The sequence below is a fragment of the Domibacillus sp. 8LH genome (assembly GCF_038806185.1).
Classification (GTDB): Bacteria; Bacillota; Bacilli; order Bacillales; family Domibacillaceae; genus Domibacillus; species Domibacillus indicus_A.
Window position 1 is genome coordinate 43,490 of the sequence record NZ_JAVJNG010000021.1, and the last position, 14,736, is coordinate 58,225.

Below are 14,736 nucleotides of genomic sequence, written 5' to 3' on the forward strand. Positions count from 1 at the left end.
TTCTGTTTTTTTTGTTTAAAGAAAATCGGGCAGGGTAAATCTAAAACGTAAATCATTTGAACTAGTGTAATCGGAAAGGAGCACGTTATGAGTAAAAAAATTGCCGTACTTATTACAGACATGTTTGAGGATGTAGAATACACAGAACCTGCTAAAGCATTCCAGGAAGCCGGTCATGAACTGGTAACAATTGAAAAAGGAGCAGGAAAAACAGTTAAAGGAAAACAGGGCGAAGCATCCGTTTCGATCGATAAAGGGATCGATGAAGTCAATTCCTCCGACTTCGACGCCCTGTTGCTGCCAGGCGGTTTTTCCCCTGATCAGCTGCGTGCAGATGACCGCTTTGTACAATTTACAAAAGAGTTTATGGACGCAAAAAAACCTGTTTTTGCGATTTGCCATGGACCGCAGCTGCTGATCACAGCGAAATCACTTGAAGGACGCGATGCGACAGGGTACAAATCCATTCAAGTTGATATGGAATACGCCGGGGCAAAGGTTCAGGACAAGGAAGTAGTGGTCTGTCAAAACCAGCTTGTCACAAGCCGCCAGCCAGACGACATTCCGGCATTTAACCGTGAATCTTTAAAATTATTGTCCTCGTAAAAAGAAAAGCCGCTTAAGCGGCTTTTTTTTTTCGGAAAAAATGGTCGTTTTTTTTAAAAGTAAAATGTATAATAGGTTTTAAGAACTATTATATTTTGCTTATTTTTGAGGGAGTGAGAAAAATGAAAAGCTTACGTGGAAAGCTTTTTTTCAGTTTTGGTTTATTAATAGCCTTAGCATTAATCATCTCAGCTGTAAACTTTATAGCCATCTCAAGCTTAAATCAGAATACAGAAAATCTTCTTTCCGAGACGCTGCCGCCGCTGCTTGAAGGCGGAGATGTTTCATCACAAAGTATCAAGCAAATAGCAGAAGAAAGTGAAAGCGTTATCGATTTTGGACAGCGTTCTATGGCTATCAGTTTGATTTTAGGCGCTGCTGCCCTGCTTATTGGCATCGTTCTCGCTTGGGGAAGTGTACGTTCGATTATTCGTCCCCTCAAAGAGGCGGCCCAGCGAATGAATGACATGGCAGCTGGCCGTATTCATCGTGAGCCGCTTCACTCTGATGCAGACGATGAAGTCGGCCAGCTTGTACTGGCCATTAATGAAATGAATGAACAGATCAGCTCGATTTTTTCGCAGATTAAAAACGTGTCTGGCAAAGTAGAAGAAGAAAGCACCGTGCTGCATGAACAATCAGGCCGCGTCCAGCAGGAAACAAGCCAGATTGCGGCAATGATGGAGCAAATGTCTGCTGGAGCAGAAGAGCAGGCACGCTCTGCTACTGCCTTAACAGAGATGTTTGGTAAGTTTGTAGAGGATATTTCTATCGCGGCAATGAGCGGTGAGGATGTCAGACAGGGAGCAGCCGAAATGGTTTCTTTAACGGATGAAGGCGAGCAGGAAATGAAGCAGTCAGTTGAGCATATGAACACTATATACCAAAACATGACAGACGCCCTTCAAAAAGTAAAAGGGCTTGATACCCGGATGAAAGATATTACAGAGCTTGTCAGCATTATCCGTCAGGTAGCAGAACAAACCAACCTGCTTGCCTTAAATGCAGCGATCGAAGCTGCACGGGCAGGGGAGCATGGCCGTGGGTTTGCAATTGTAGCGGATGAAGTAAGAAAACTGGCTGAACAGGTAGCCCAATCGATTACCGGTATCAACTCGATTATTGCCAGTGTTCAGCAGGAATCTGCCGAAGTGGTGGTAACGCTTGAAGGCGGCTACGAGCTTATCGCGGAAGGAACGAACCAGATTACCGGCACCGGCGATAAATTTACTGAAATGAAAGAACGCATCAGTCAGTTAAGTACCAATGTGGCTTCAATCTCAGATTCGCTGTATGTGATTATGGATCACACTGCAAAAGTGAATCAATCCATTTCGAGTATTGCCGCTGTTTCTCAAGAGTCAGCAGCCGGCATTGAAGAAGCAGCAGCCAGTGTTCAGCAGACAAACCAGTCGGTAGAAGCCATTTCTTCTATTGCTGTGCAGCTCGATGAACACGCTAATGAGCTTGGTGATTCAATGAAGCAATTTCAAACCGACGAAAACAGGGACCAGTAAATAATAAAAACACCCGCTCTAAGGAAGCGGGTGTTTTTATTATTTACGCAAGTTTCCAAGTTCTTCGGCAATTGCCTGCATCTCACTCGGGCTAAAAGACTGCTTGCGGACCACTAATTCATAGAGATCCTTTAAATCGTCATAGGAAGAAGTGCTAAAATGCTCAGGGCTGATCGCACCTGTGTTTACCATTCGTAATTTCGTTGTGATTTGATCAACCATATACTGAATATTTTCTGCTGATTTTTTGCTTAAATCCAAAACATCGTCACCTTTTTCATTTTTAACCATCATTCCACGTTTTAGGAAGGTTGTCAATAAAGGAAAAGAAAAGCTTAAACTATATCCTTCTCTTCGCGTATTTTCTTTAAAATAATTCGCGTTTCTGAAACGACAACACCGGAAAGAGTCAGAACACCGATTAAATTTGGCAATGCCATTAAGCCATTCATAATATCCGAAAACGTCCAAACAAGATCAAGGCTTGCTACCGCTCCAACAAAGGCAGCGAACACAAAAGCAGTCCGATAATAAGGAATGATTTTTTTGCTGAATAAATAGGTGCAGCATTTCTCGCCGTAATAAGACCAGCCGATAATCGTGGCGGAAGCGAAAAACAGCAAGCCGACGGCGACCACATAAGAACCGGCAGAGCCAAGAAAAGTATTAAAGGAAGCGGTAGTCAATTCACTTCCATGCAGGCCGCTGTTATACTGGCCCGCTAACACAATCGTCAGTCCAGTAATCGAACAAATAACAATCGTATCAATAAATACCTGCGTCATGGAAACAAGCGCCTGGCGTGCCGGAAAATCGGTTTTGGCTGCAGCCGCCGCAATCGAAGCAGAACCAAGACCCGCTTCATTGGAGAAAACACCCCGGGCCACACCATAGCGTATCACGGTGCCAAGAGCACCGCCCGCAGCTGCGTCTCCCGTAAAAGCATCCGCCAGAATCAAGGAAAGCGCTGCTGGAATTTGTTCTGCATTTATAAACAAAACAATCAAGCCGGCAAGTACATAAAAAACAGCCATAACAGGAATAAAAAAGGAAGTAACCCGTCCAATGCTTTGAATGCCGCCAAGGAGGACCAGGCCTGTGAAAAGCATCAGTGCGAGACCGGTTCCCCAATTTGGTATATGAAAAACAGACCGGACGACTCCGGAGACGGAATTGGCCTGAACAAGGTTGCCGATACCGAAAGCCGCAATGGCGCCAAAAGCAGCAAATAAAACACCGAGCCATCTTTGGCCAAGCCCGTGTTCAAGATAGTACATTGGACCGCCGGACATTTCACCGTTTTCGTCCTGCACCCGGTATTTAACCGCGAGAACGGCTTCTGCATACTTTGTAGCCATTCCGAAAAAAGCGCTGATCCACATCCAAAAAAGAGCGCCTGGCCCGCCTATTAATATAGCGCTGGCTACACCTACAATATTTCCGGTGCCGATTGTAGCGGCCAGCGCTGTCATTAAAGCCTCGAAATGAGAGATGTCTCCCTCTGAGTCAGAATCCTGGCTTTTACTGAATGCCAGCTTAAGGGAATAAGGAAGCAGCCGTATTTGCAAAAAGCCGATACGCAAAGTGAGATAAATACCGGTAAGAGTGATTAAAATTAACAGAGGCAGGCCCCAGATAAATGAGCTGATGCGGCTAAGTATCTCTAAAAGGCTGTCTTGTCCCATTTCAGACCTCCATTTCTTTTTTTTTGAGACCCATTTGGAAATCAGCTGGCCGGCTAATGGATTTATTTTTTATGAATATGCGTTTTAATCTTTTTTATTAAGGGAAAAGCTTGAACATCGAAAAGGAAAACTGGCTTGGCAAGCCGAATACTTTAAAATGCTGAGACAAAGAAAAGAAAGGATGATCATTCAATGGGTAAAGGTAAATTTTTCATCAGTGTAGCAGCAGGAGCTGCAATTGGAGGCGCAATCGCATTATTAGACAGCAGAACACGCCAGGAAATGGCTTCTTGGACAAGTTATGTTATTGCACTCGCAAAAGATCCGGAACAGCTGACAACATCATCACGTGAGCTGATTGACCGCGCAACAGAAACAGCACAAAAGATTAATGAAGACGTTTCTTTCATTAAAGGCAAGGTGGATGACTTAAAAGAGCTGACACCAGAGGTGAAGGATCTTGTCGAAGAAACAAAATCTACCTTTGTGCCCCAAGAGCAGGGACCAGCTGCTTCGTCACCAAGTGCAACTAACCCGACGTTATAACGGAGGAGAGTTCTATTGGCAGATCAAACAGATAAAAAATCAGCGCTTCGCATTTTTATTAAGCACCTGCTCAGGCGCGTAAAGTCGTCCGATGTACCAGGTGTTGCGGCGCAAATGGCTTACTTTTTCCTATTAGCGCTGTTTCCGCTGCTGATCTTTATGGTCACGCTGCTCGGGTATTTGCCGATTGATCCGAATGAAGTATTTAATGTAATCAAGGACTTTGCGCCTTCCGATTCCTTAAGTCTTGTACAGGACACACTTCAGGAAGTTACATCCAATCAAAATGGCGGCCTGTTGTCCGTCGGGATTTTGGGGACCATCTGGTCGGCATCCAATGCGATGAACGCAGTTATTAAAGGGCTCAACTATGCGTATGACGTAAAAGAAACAAGACCTTTTTATATAGCGCGCGGACTGTCGATTTTGCTGACCTTCGCTTTTATCTTTGTAATTGCGGTCATGCTGATTCTCCAAGTATTTGGCCAGCAAATCGGCGAATTGGCGTTTGAATTTTTAGGCATGGGTGATGAATTCCTAGCCCTGTGGACATGGATTCGATTCCTGCTGCCGCCGGTTGTTTTATTTTTAGTGTTTGCCGGGCTGTACTACCTGGCACCAAACTTAAAAGTAAAATATATAACCGTTATACCCGGCGCCATTTTCGCTACAATTGGATGGATTATTACTTCAATCGGTTTTTCATTTTATGTAAATAATTTCGGCAATTATTCGGCCACATACGGAAGTATCGGGGGAGTGATCATTTTAATGATCTGGCTTTACCTGTCGGCGATGATTATTCTCGTTGGCGGCGAAATCAATGCCCTGCGCAATGATCAAAAACGTGGAGCAGCATAGGAAAAGCCCCGCTTGAGATTCTCTCAAGCGGGGCTTTTTTTTAAGTGTGTTTCAATAACCGAAGGCCATTTAAGATAACGAGAATTGTGCTTCCTTCATGGCCAATAACGCCAAACGGCAAATCCAGCATTTGAAAAAAGTTAGAAATAATCAAAAGAACAATCACGGAAATGGAAAAGACGATGTTTTGTTTTACAATCTTCTGCATTCTGCGGGACAGCTTAATGGCATCGGCAATTTTCGGAAGATCATTTTTCATTAAAACGATATCCGCTGTTTCAAGCGCTACATCCGAGCCTTCGCCCATTGCGATGCCGACAGAAGCAGAAGCAAGGGCAGGTGCATCGTTAATACCGTCGCCCACCATCGCGACTGTTCCATATGTTTCGAGCAGTTTTTTTACTTGATCTACCTTATGCTCCGGCAGGCAGTCGGCAATATAAGAATCAAGCGATGCTTCAGAAGCAATAGCGCGGGCCGTTGTTTCACTGTCACCTGTCAGCATAATGGTGAAAATGCCTTCATCCTGCAATGTTTTAAGTGCCTGCTTTGTTTCTTCGCGGATGATATCCTGCAGAGCGATAATCGCGGCAATGCCGTTTTCATCGGCCACATAAACCGTTGTTTTGCCTGCCTGGGCAAATTGAAGGGCAGCTCCATCTGCAAAAGCGGCTGCTTGCTCGTTTCCTACAAAATCAGCTTTGCCAATTATCCACATCTTCGTGCCGACGGTTCCTATTACACCCCAGCCGGCTGCATCTTCAACGTGCTCCGGGGGAGAGAAGGCAATACCCTGTTCATTTACATAACGGACGATGGCATGAGCAAGCGGATGATTGGACCGGCTTTCAATGGAAGCAGCTGCCCCAAGCAATTCCATACGAGCCACATCATCGCGGATGATCACATCGGTTACTTCTGGTTTACCGCGTGTTAACGTACCGGTTTTATCAAAAGCAATGGCTTTTACATGACTTAAATTTTCCAGGTGGGCGCCGCCTTTAAACAGAATGCCGTTACGGGCGCCCGTAGAGATAGCCGACAGTGTAGCCGGCATAATAGAAGCAACCAGTGCACACGGTGATGCAACAACAAGCAGGACCATAGCGCGGTAAAACGTTTCAGTCCAGCTCCAGCCGAGAAGGTAGTGCGGCAGAAACATCATGAGCGCTACAACGGCCAGTACCGCTTTTACATAGATTCCTTCAAACCGTTCAATAAATTGTTGTGATGGTGATTTCTCACTTTGTGCCGACTGTACGAGATTGATGATTTTTTGAAACAGAGTTTCATCCGCTCTTTTTGTAACATCAATATAAACCGATCCGGTCATATTGACAGTTCCGGCAAAAACATCCGCTCCGGCTTCTTTGGAAACAGGGATCGATTCACCGGTAATAGCGGCCTCATCAATCGTTGTATAGCCTTTTGAAATCCGGCCATCCGCCGGTACACGCTCACCAGGCTTTACGACAATCACATCGCCGCGCTTTAATTCGGAAACATGAACAGACTCTTCGGTTCCATTACGAACCACAAGTGCTGTATCAGGCTGAATCTCCATAAGGGCAGAAATTTCCCGCTGGCTTTTATTCATCGTATACGTCTCAAGAGCACCGCTCACTGCAAAAATAAAAATTAATATGGCTCCTTCTGTCCAGTAGCCAATCGCTGCTGATCCGGCTGCAGCTAAAATCATCAGCATTTCTACATTCAGTTCTTTTTCTTCAATTGTTGCTTCAATGCCTTCTTTGGCTTTTGCGTAGCCGCCAATTAAAAAAGCAGATAAATACAAAACAACCGATGCCGTATCACTGCCATTCCGATCCAGCAGCCAGCCAGCCACAATAAGCAGGCCACTGAACAAAGCGGCAATCAATTCGATATGCGAAGTGATTTCATCAAACCACTTTTTCGATGCTGGTTGATTCTCAATATGTGTAATCATTTATGTATCCTCCTTTTCTAATTGAGAATGAAGATCGCCTTATTGATGATGATTATCATTACCACAACCTTTATTGATAAGGGATTTCAATTAGAATAAATTAATTTTTATTTTATAATAATTATAATGTACTAAGTATCATACCATAATTAAAAAAAGATGCAAGGGGTATATTACAGGCTGTGAACAGGGAAAGGAGAATTTGGAGATAGAGAAAAGGAAAGCAAATGTTTAATCGGAAAAAAGGAAAAATAATTCAGGCGATGGTGTTAAATCGGGTAAAGAGCGGGTATGATGACTAAGTATTAAGCTGTTTACTTTGACGCATTGGAGTGTGGGATTATGGGAAAAGTGTTTGCAATTATCATTGCAGCAGGTCTGCCATTGGCGGTTGCAGGTTCACTTTTACACTGGCCGAGTGTGGTCATGTTCGTTATTTGCAGTGCAACCGTGATTGCCCTGTCAAGTTACATGGGAAGGGCTACTGAGAGCTTGGCGATCGTCGTCGGGCCGCGTATAGGCGGACTGCTGAATGCGACTTTTGGAAACGCCGTTGAACTTATTATTTCGATCTTTGCTTTAAAAGCAGGACTGATCGGTGTCGTTCTTGCTTCTTTGACAGGTTCGGTACTCGGAAATCTGCTCCTGGTAGCGGGTCTTTCCTTTTTCATGGGTGGACTAAAATATAAGCGCCAGACGTTTAGCGTCCATGATGCGCGTCACAATTCAGCATTGCTTATCTTTGCGGTTGTAGTAGCATTTGTGATTCCGGAAATTTTTTCTCTTAACATGAATGAAGAAAAAACATTGAACTTAAGTATAGGCATTTCGATTGTCATGATCGCCATTTATTTAGCGGGGCTGTTTTTTAAGCTTGTGACTCATCGTGGTGTGTATGCCACTGAAGAAGGGGCAGCTCACCATGAAGAAGTACCGGAATGGGACAAGAAAAAAGCAATTATTATTTTGCTTGCCGCAACGGCAGCAGTTGCCTATGTGGCTGAAAGTTTGGTTCATACATTTGAAGCGGTCGGTGAACAATTTGGATGGTCTGAACTTTTTATTGGGGTTATCATTGTAGCGATTGTCGGAAATGCCGCTGAGCATGCATCCGCAATTTTAATGGCAATGAAAAACAAAATGGACATTGCGGTTGAAATTGCTATTGGTTCGACACTCCAGGTTGCCATGTTCGTGGCACCGGTACTTGTGCTCGTATCGCTTCTTTTCCCAACACCAATGCCGCTTGTATTCACCGTACCGGAGCTTGTTTCAATGATTACTGCCGTATTTTTGGCGATTAGTATTTCCAATGATGGTGAAACGAACTGGTTTGAAGGGTTGACACTTCTGGCCGCATACTTCATCATGGGCATTGGCTTTTACTTGCTGTAAGGAAGAAAGGAAGAAAAGACTTGAAACCAATTCATGAAAAAGAAAAGCAGGTCGTTTACTTAAAAGAACGCCTCAATATCTTTATGGAAGTGCTGGATTCCATTGATCCAGAAGAAACAGAAGTAGAGGATATTGATCGTTTAATTGAAATGATCGATGATATTGAGTTAAAATGTGAACAGTTTCGCAGCCGCGGATAAAAAAAGACGATCCTGATTGGATCGTCTTTTTTTGCGAGGAACATCCGTTGAACTGCACCCGAAACAACAAATCATTCATTGTGCTTCATTTATAATAGAATTCTATTTTTCGAAAGCGAACAAAACATAATACTGAAACCGTTTGCGAATTTTTCTTTTAAACGTTTTGCCACAGGCGTATAATAAGGAAGATGGCAGCTGTTTTGTACATAAGTAAAATCCTGAGGGGGAACTGCACAATGAATTTGGAAACATTTCAGCAAAGCATGTATACGTTAATTGTCGAAACATCAACGAATCTTCCGAAAGATGTGCGTCGTGCTGTGAAACGGGCAAAAGAGCGTGAAAACGCCGGCACACGGGCAGCAATGAGCTTGGATACGATCACAACGAACATTAAAATGGCAGACGATAATATTTCACCGATCTGCCAGGATACGGGAATGCCAACGTTTAAAATCAAAACGCCTGTTGGTGTCAACCAAATACATATTCAAAAAGCGATATATGCTGCTATTGAGCAGGCGACAAAGGACGGAAAGCTTCGTCCAAACTCTGTTGATTCGCTCGATGGGTCAAACAGCGGAAACAATCTTGGTCCGGGAACACCGGTGATTAAATTTGAACAGTGGGAAGAAGATTATATCGATGCCCGCCTTATTTTAAAGGGAGGCGGCTGTGAAAATAAAAATATTCAGTATAGCCTTCCGTGCGAGCTTGAAGGGCTTGGAAAAGCCGGCCGCGACTTGGACGGCATTCGTAAATGCATTATGCATTCTGTTTATCAGGCGCAGGGTCAGGGCTGTTCAGCCGGCTTTATCGGTGTCGGTATTGGCGGCGACCGTTCATCCGGGTATGATTTAGCGAAAGCACAGCTTTTCCGCGGCGTAGATGATGTAAATGAAAATGAAGAGCTGCGCAAGCTTGAAGAATATGTACTTGAGCATGCAAACGAGCTTGGCATCGGTACAATGGGCTTTGGCGGCGAAACGACACTGCTTGGCTGTAAAATCGGCGTGATGAACCGGCTGCCGGCGAGCTTCTTCGTTTCTGTTGCTTACAACTGCTGGGCGTATCGCCGTTTAGGAGTAGCGGTAAATGCAGAAACAGGCGGAATTAACGAATGGTTTTACCAGGATGGAGACGAGGTATCATTTGAGTCAGCCCGGCCTGAGGAACAGGAAGTAAAATCAGAAAGCCGTGTTGTAACGCTGGAAGCTCCGATTACAGAAGAACAAATTCGTGAGCTGAAAGTCGGCGATGTGGTTCAAATTAACGGCATGATGTATACAGGCCGTGATGCAATCCACAAACATTTAAGCACTGCCGATAGTGCGCCGGTTGATTTGAACGGACAGGTGATTTATCATTGCGGTCCGGTAATGCTTAAAGATGAAGATGGACAGTGGCACGTAAAAGCAGCTGGTCCGACAACATCTATTCGTGAAGAGCCGTACCAGGGTGATATTATGAAGCGTTTCGGCATTCGGGCTGTAATCGGAAAAGGCGGTATGGGTCCAAAAACGCTGCAGGCGCTGCGTGAGCATGGCGGCGTATATTTGAATGCAATTGGCGGTGCCGCACAGTATTATGCAGACTGCATCAAAGGAGTAGAAGGTGTTGACCTTATGCAGTTTGGTATTCCAGAAGCGATGTGGCATTTGCGTGTAGAAGGATTTACCGCTGTTGTAACGATGGATTCACATGGAAACAGCCTGCATGAAGAAGTGGATAAAACATCACTCGAAAAATTAGCGAAATTTAAAGAACCTGTTTTTGCTTAAGAAAAGCCGGCCTTGTGCCGGTTTTTTGTTTGAAATATCTTTCCACGGATGAAGAATTCTTATACAGCACATCTTATTCATAAAAGGATGGTGCTGAGATGAGACAATTTATTATGTTTGTCGTTTTTCTTTTTATGCTGCCGGTTATTGCCGTGTCGTCAGAAGCCGTTCATTGGGGATTTAAAAAAGCGTCAGACGGACGCCCTGCCGAAGCAGGCGCCCAGCTTGACGAAATGCTGGCGAAATATGACTCCTTTTATAAAGGGGATACAAAGAAAAAAGTCGTTTATTTAACCTTCGACAATGGATATGAAAATGGCTACACGAAAAGCATTTTAAATACGCTAAAAAAAGAAAAAGTGCCTGCCGCTTTTTTTGTAACGGGTCATTATGTGGATAGTGCACCTGATTTGCTGAAACGGATGGTAAAAGACGGACATATTATCGGCAACCATTCCTGGCATCATTATGATTTAACAACAGTACCAAGCAGCACAGTCATCGAAGAGTTTAAATCGGTTGAAAAAGAAGTAGCTAAAGTAACCGGACAGAAAAAAACAAAATATGTCCGCCCACCGCGCGGAATTTTTTCTGAAAACGTGTTGAAAACTGCTCAAAAAGCCGGCTATACACACGTGATGTGGTCATTGGCTTATGTGGATTGGTATGCTGATCAGCCGAAAGGAAAACAATATGCCTATGATGAAATCATGAAGCAGATCCATCCGGGTGCCGTCATCATGCTGCACAGCGTATCAAAAGATAATGCCGAGGCGCTGCCGGATGTCATCCGTGATTTAAAAAAGAAAGGCTATACGTTTAAATCTCTCGATCATCTTGCCGGCGCTTAATGCCCGGCTTCTTTTGATTGGCGTGGTTCTGTGATACAGTTAAATATGAGGTGAAGAAATGAAAAACGGGATTGATATGAAACCGGGACAAACGTTCCCGCTTACGATAAAACGATTAGGAATTAATGGGGAAGGCGTTGGCTATTTTAAACGAAAAGCTGTTTTTGTACCGGGTGCCCTGCCAGGAGAAGAAATTACCGCAGAAGCGGTAAAGGTCATGCCGAAGTTTACAGAAGCGGTAGTGAAAAAGCTGCGCAAACCTTCGCCAGAACGGGTAACGCCGCCATGCGACATTTACGAAAAATGCGGCGGCTGCCAGCTTCAGCACCTTAGCTATGAAGGGCAGCTAAGGGAAAAAAAAGAACTGGTTGTCCAGGCGCTTGATCGCTATACTTCTTTTAATATTGACAAACTGACGATCCACGACACCATTGGAATGGATGATCCTTGGCGTTACCGAAACAAGGCACAGTTCCAAACAGGTGTGTACAAAGGTAAAATGATCATGGGCTTATACAGCACCAATTCAAACCAGCTTGTGAATATAGAGGAATGTATTGTTCAGCATAAGGCGGTTGATGAAACAATACGCCTTGCCAAGAAATTAATGAATAAGTTGTCCATTCCGGTGTACAGTGCTAAAAACAAACAAGGCGTTAAAACGATCGTTGTCCGGTACGGGTTTGAGACGGGAGACGTACAAGCTGTGGTCGTAACCGGAGATAAAACGTTTCCGAAAGCAGAAGAGTTTGCCAAGCAGTTGATGAAGTTAAAGCCGCGTGTGAAGTCAGTTGTTCATAATATAAATCCAGGCAAAACACACCTTGTAATGGGTGATGTTTCAAAAACCATCGCTGGCAGTGATACGATTTCCGAAGAGCTGGGCGAGTTTGAATACGAATTGTCTGCCCGCGCATTTTTTCAATTAAATCCGGTACAGACAAAAAAACTGTATGATGAAGTTAAAAAAGCCGCAAACGTGCAGCCATCCGATAAAGTGACTGATGCTTACTGCGGTTCCGGAACCATTGGTCTTTGGATTGGAAAGAATGCAGCGGAAGTGCGCGGAATGGATACGATTGCGGCATCCATCAAAGATGCCCGTGCCAATGCGGAAAAGTACGGTGTGAAAGCAACATACGAAGTCGGCCCTGCCGAAAAGTGGCTGCCGATTTGGAAGGAAAAGGGCTGGGTACCGGATGTGCTCGTGACCGACCCGCCGCGTACCGGACTGGACCCGAAACTGATTGAAACGATTAAGCAGATTCAACCATCTGTATTTGTTTACGTATCCTGCAACCCATCTACGCTGGCAAAAGACTTAGTGGCACTGGCCCCTGTATACAAAATCGACAGCATTCAGCCAGTTGACATGTTTCCGCAGACAGCGCAAGTAGAGACGGTCGTAAAGCTTACAGTAAAATCGAAATCATGATGGTAAAATGATTCATTTTTCGAGTTATCCTGAAAATGAATTGTAATGGGCAGTTTAAAGAAGAGCAAAAAGCACGAAACAATATTGTTTCGTGCTTTTTCTTTAACTTGAATATAAGTCGTTCAGCGCTCCACGGAGAAGAGGAAATTGAAAAACAAATCCGGCCTGGGTGAGTTTGTCCGGGAGTACGCGCTGGCCGTCAAGGACAACGGTGCTCATTTCACCAAGTGTCAATTTTAACGCCGGCTCGGGAACAAACAGCCAGTGCGGTCGGCCAAGCACTTTGGCAAGTGTTTTCCCAAGGTCATTCATTCTGACTGGGTTTGGGGCTGTAACGTTCATAGGTCCTTCTATCGCTTCATGTTCAGCCGCAAACCGAATAGCGCGGGCGACGTCCCATACATGAATCCACGATACCCACTGCCGGCCAGAGCCGAGTTTGCCGCCTGCGCCGATTTTATAGGGAAGAGCCATTCTTGGAAGTGCACCTTCTTCTGTACCCAGCACAACGCCAAACCGGGCAAGAACGGTCCGAATTCCCGCCTTGTCCGCTTCAATCGCTTCGCGTTCCCAAATATTGACGACCTGGCTTAAAAAACCACTGCCAGCTGCGTTAGATGATTCGGTAAACGTATCCATATCAGAAGAGGGGTAAATCCCTACAGCACTTGCATTAATAAACACTTTTGGCTTTTGCTTGAGTGCCTTCACGATGCGGACCATTTCACGGGTAGCGGTGATACGGCTGTTTAAAATTCTTTGTTTTCTTTCTTCTGTCCATCGTCCACTGTTAATGGATTCGCCAGCCAGGTTAATAAAAACGTCTGTTCCTTCTAACATTGCTTCCGGTTCTGCTCCATCTGCGAGCCACTTTACGTAATGAAGGCGGTCTTCTTCTTTCTTATTTTCGGGATTTCGCGTTAAAATAGTAACATCGTATCCATGACGGATCAGCTCATTTGTTAATTCTTTGCCGACAAATCCGGTTCCGCCTGCGATCACTGCTTTCATCATTAAGACCTCCCGCTTTTTACTATATAGTATTTTACCTGTTTCATTCGAAAAACAAACTAGACGAATGTGCCAAGGAGGGGTGTAGATGGGCGTTATTACGAAAATATCGGTACAGCAAAAGCGGATAGACCGCTATAATATAGAGGTGGATGGCAGCTATGCGTTCAGTGCCGACGAAGCGGTTTTAATAGAATTTGAATTGAAAAAAGGGCGTGTGCTGGCTGAAGCGGACATTGAAGCGATTACTGTGCGGGACGGTGTTTATCGCGGTGTCAACACAGCCATTCAGTTTTTATCTCTTCGCATGCGTTCAAAAAAAGAAGTGCTCGACTATTTAAAAAAGAAGGAAATCGAACCAGGCGCATGGGATGAAATTATGGAGCGGCTGGAAACGATGGGTTATTTGAATGATGAACAGTTTGCAGATGCATATATAAAAACACAAATCCAAACAACAGAAAAAGGGCCAAAGCTGATTTTGCGCGAGCTAAAAGAAAAAGGAATTGATGATCATGCGGCTTCTCTCTTGATCGAGCAGTTCACAGAAGAAGACCAGGTTGAAAAAGCAGCCGCGCTATTTGAAAAACAGCTTAAAAAATTCAAACGTGATTCTGCATTTTTACAGCAAAAAAAAGCCGAGCAGTACATTATGACAAAAGGCTATTCTGCTGATATTGTAAAAAAAGCAGCCACTGCCGCTGAACCGGATGAGGAAGCGGAATTGGAAGCTCTTATGCATCAGGCGGAGAGAGCGCATCGGCGCTACCGGTCCTTCGAGGAACGGGAATACCGGCAGAAAATGAAAGCGGCTCTTTATCGAAAAGGGTTTGATTTATCAGATATTGACCGGGTGATTGACCGCCTGTTAGAAGAACAAAGAGGGGACGAGTGAAC

At 44.5% G+C, this 14,736-nt stretch carries 14 protein-coding genes; 10 read left to right on the forward strand and 4 right to left on the reverse strand.

The window, feature by feature from the left end; genetic code table 11:
• The first annotated feature begins 87 nt into the window (after nt 1-87).
• Nucleotides 88-606 (forward strand): type 1 glutamine amidotransferase domain-containing protein, encoded by a 519-nt coding sequence (locus RG959_RS18620; RefSeq protein ID WP_342798407.1) that lies wholly within the window; start codon nt 88-90, stop codon nt 604-606.
• A 122-nt stretch (nt 607-728) separates the two neighbouring features.
• Nucleotides 729-2,123, forward strand: coding sequence for a methyl-accepting chemotaxis protein (locus RG959_RS18625; protein ID WP_342798408.1), 1,395 nt, complete (start codon nt 729-731; stop codon nt 2,121-2,123).
• A gap of 39 nt (nt 2,124-2,162) precedes the next feature.
• On the opposite strand, the gene RG959_RS18630 is transcribed toward RG959_RS18625, so the two are convergent.
• Both RG959_RS18630 and RG959_RS18635 read right to left on the reverse strand, forming a co-directional pair.
• Nucleotides 2,163-2,384, reverse strand: a complete 222-nt coding sequence (locus tag RG959_RS18630) for a DUF1128 domain-containing protein (RefSeq protein ID WP_342798409.1) — start codon at nt 2,382-2,384, stop codon at nt 2,163-2,165.
• Nucleotides 2,385-2,458: 74 nt separating this feature from the next.
• The gene (locus RG959_RS18635; RefSeq protein ID WP_342798410.1) at nt 2,459-3,808 is read right to left on the reverse strand and encodes an alanine/glycine:cation symporter family protein; all 1,350 of its coding nucleotides are present in this window, start codon (nt 3,806-3,808) and stop codon (nt 2,459-2,461) included.
• A 192-nt stretch (nt 3,809-4,000) separates the two neighbouring features.
• Between RG959_RS18635 and RG959_RS18640 the strand changes: the two genes are divergently transcribed.
• Nucleotides 4,001-4,354: a hypothetical protein gene (locus tag RG959_RS18640; protein ID WP_242233788.1), complete on the forward strand. Its 354-nt coding sequence runs from the start codon at nt 4,001-4,003 to the stop codon at nt 4,352-4,354.
• 15 nt (nt 4,355-4,369) lie between these two features.
• Entirely contained in the window at nt 4,370-5,215 is an 846-nt protein-coding gene (locus tag RG959_RS18645) for a YihY/virulence factor BrkB family protein (protein ID WP_342798411.1), read from the forward strand.
• A gap of 40 nt (nt 5,216-5,255) precedes the next feature.
• Here RG959_RS18645 and RG959_RS18650 read toward each other — a convergent pair whose 3' ends face one another.
• Nucleotides 5,256-7,163 (reverse strand): heavy metal translocating P-type ATPase, encoded by a 1,908-nt coding sequence (locus RG959_RS18650; RefSeq protein ID WP_342798412.1) that lies wholly within the window; start codon nt 7,161-7,163, stop codon nt 5,256-5,258.
• Nucleotides 7,164-7,505: 342 nt separating this feature from the next.
• Here RG959_RS18650 and cax point away from each other — a divergent pair, with 342 nt between their 5' ends.
• From cax to rlmD, 5 genes are all read left to right on the forward strand, one after another.
• Nucleotides 7,506-8,558: a calcium/proton exchanger gene (cax, locus tag RG959_RS18655; RefSeq protein WP_342798413.1), complete on the forward strand. Its 1,053-nt coding sequence runs from the start codon at nt 7,506-7,508 to the stop codon at nt 8,556-8,558.
• 20 nt (nt 8,559-8,578) lie between these two features.
• Complete coding sequence (locus RG959_RS18660; protein WP_242233784.1) at nt 8,579-8,758, forward strand: SE1561 family protein; 180 nt, start codon at nt 8,579-8,581, stop codon at nt 8,756-8,758.
• A 239-nt stretch (nt 8,759-8,997) separates the two neighbouring features.
• Nucleotides 8,998-10,542: a fumarate hydratase gene (locus tag RG959_RS18665; RefSeq protein ID WP_342798414.1), complete on the forward strand. Its 1,545-nt coding sequence runs from the start codon at nt 8,998-9,000 to the stop codon at nt 10,540-10,542.
• Between the two features lie 98 nt (nt 10,543-10,640).
• Entirely contained in the window at nt 10,641-11,393 is a 753-nt protein-coding gene (pdaA, locus tag RG959_RS18670) for a delta-lactam-biosynthetic de-N-acetylase (protein ID WP_315692985.1), read from the forward strand.
• A 58-nt stretch (nt 11,394-11,451) separates the two neighbouring features.
• Nucleotides 11,452-12,828, forward strand: a complete 1,377-nt coding sequence (rlmD, locus tag RG959_RS18675) for a 23S rRNA (uracil(1939)-C(5))-methyltransferase RlmD (protein WP_342798415.1) — start codon at nt 11,452-11,454, stop codon at nt 12,826-12,828.
• 102 nt (nt 12,829-12,930) lie between these two features.
• Here rlmD and RG959_RS18680 read toward each other — a convergent pair whose 3' ends face one another.
• Entirely contained in the window at nt 12,931-13,839 is a 909-nt protein-coding gene (locus tag RG959_RS18680) for a TIGR01777 family oxidoreductase (RefSeq protein WP_342798416.1), read from the reverse strand.
• An 88-nt stretch (nt 13,840-13,927) separates the two neighbouring features.
• Here RG959_RS18680 and recX point away from each other — a divergent pair, with 88 nt between their 5' ends.
• Nucleotides 13,928-14,734 (forward strand): recombination regulator RecX, encoded by an 807-nt coding sequence (gene recX, locus RG959_RS18685; protein ID WP_309091653.1) that lies wholly within the window; start codon nt 13,928-13,930, stop codon nt 14,732-14,734.
• Nucleotides 14,735-14,736: the final 2 nt, after the last annotated feature.

Bases quoted from the DNA above. Each gene is read 5' to 3' on its own strand.
- RG959_RS18665 (WP_342798414.1), top strand. From the start codon at position 8,998: ATGAATTTGGAAACATTTCAGCAAAGCATGTATACGTTAATTGTCGAA.
- RG959_RS18680 (WP_342798416.1), bottom strand. From the start codon at position 13,839: ATGAAAGCAGTGATCGCAGGCGGAACCGGATTTGTCGGCAAAGAATTA.
- recX (WP_309091653.1), top strand. From the start codon at position 13,928: ATGGGCGTTATTACGAAAATATCGGTACAGCAAAAGCGGATAGACCGC.
- pdaA (WP_315692985.1), top strand. From the start codon at position 10,641: ATGAGACAATTTATTATGTTTGTCGTTTTTCTTTTTATGCTGCCGGTT.
- rlmD (WP_342798415.1), top strand. From the start codon at position 11,452: ATGAAAAACGGGATTGATATGAAACCGGGACAAACGTTCCCGCTTACG.
- RG959_RS18640 (WP_242233788.1), top strand. From the start codon at position 4,001: ATGGGTAAAGGTAAATTTTTCATCAGTGTAGCAGCAGGAGCTGCAATT.
- RG959_RS18635 (WP_342798410.1), bottom strand. From the start codon at position 3,808: ATGGGACAAGACAGCCTTTTAGAGATACTTAGCCGCATCAGCTCATTT.
- cax (WP_342798413.1), top strand. From the start codon at position 7,506: ATGGGAAAAGTGTTTGCAATTATCATTGCAGCAGGTCTGCCATTGGCG.
- RG959_RS18625 (WP_342798408.1), top strand. From the start codon at position 729: ATGAAAAGCTTACGTGGAAAGCTTTTTTTCAGTTTTGGTTTATTAATA.
- RG959_RS18620 (WP_342798407.1), top strand. From the start codon at position 88: ATGAGTAAAAAAATTGCCGTACTTATTACAGACATGTTTGAGGATGTA.
- RG959_RS18650 (WP_342798412.1), bottom strand. From the start codon at position 7,163: ATGATTACACATATTGAGAATCAACCAGCATCGAAAAAGTGGTTTGAT.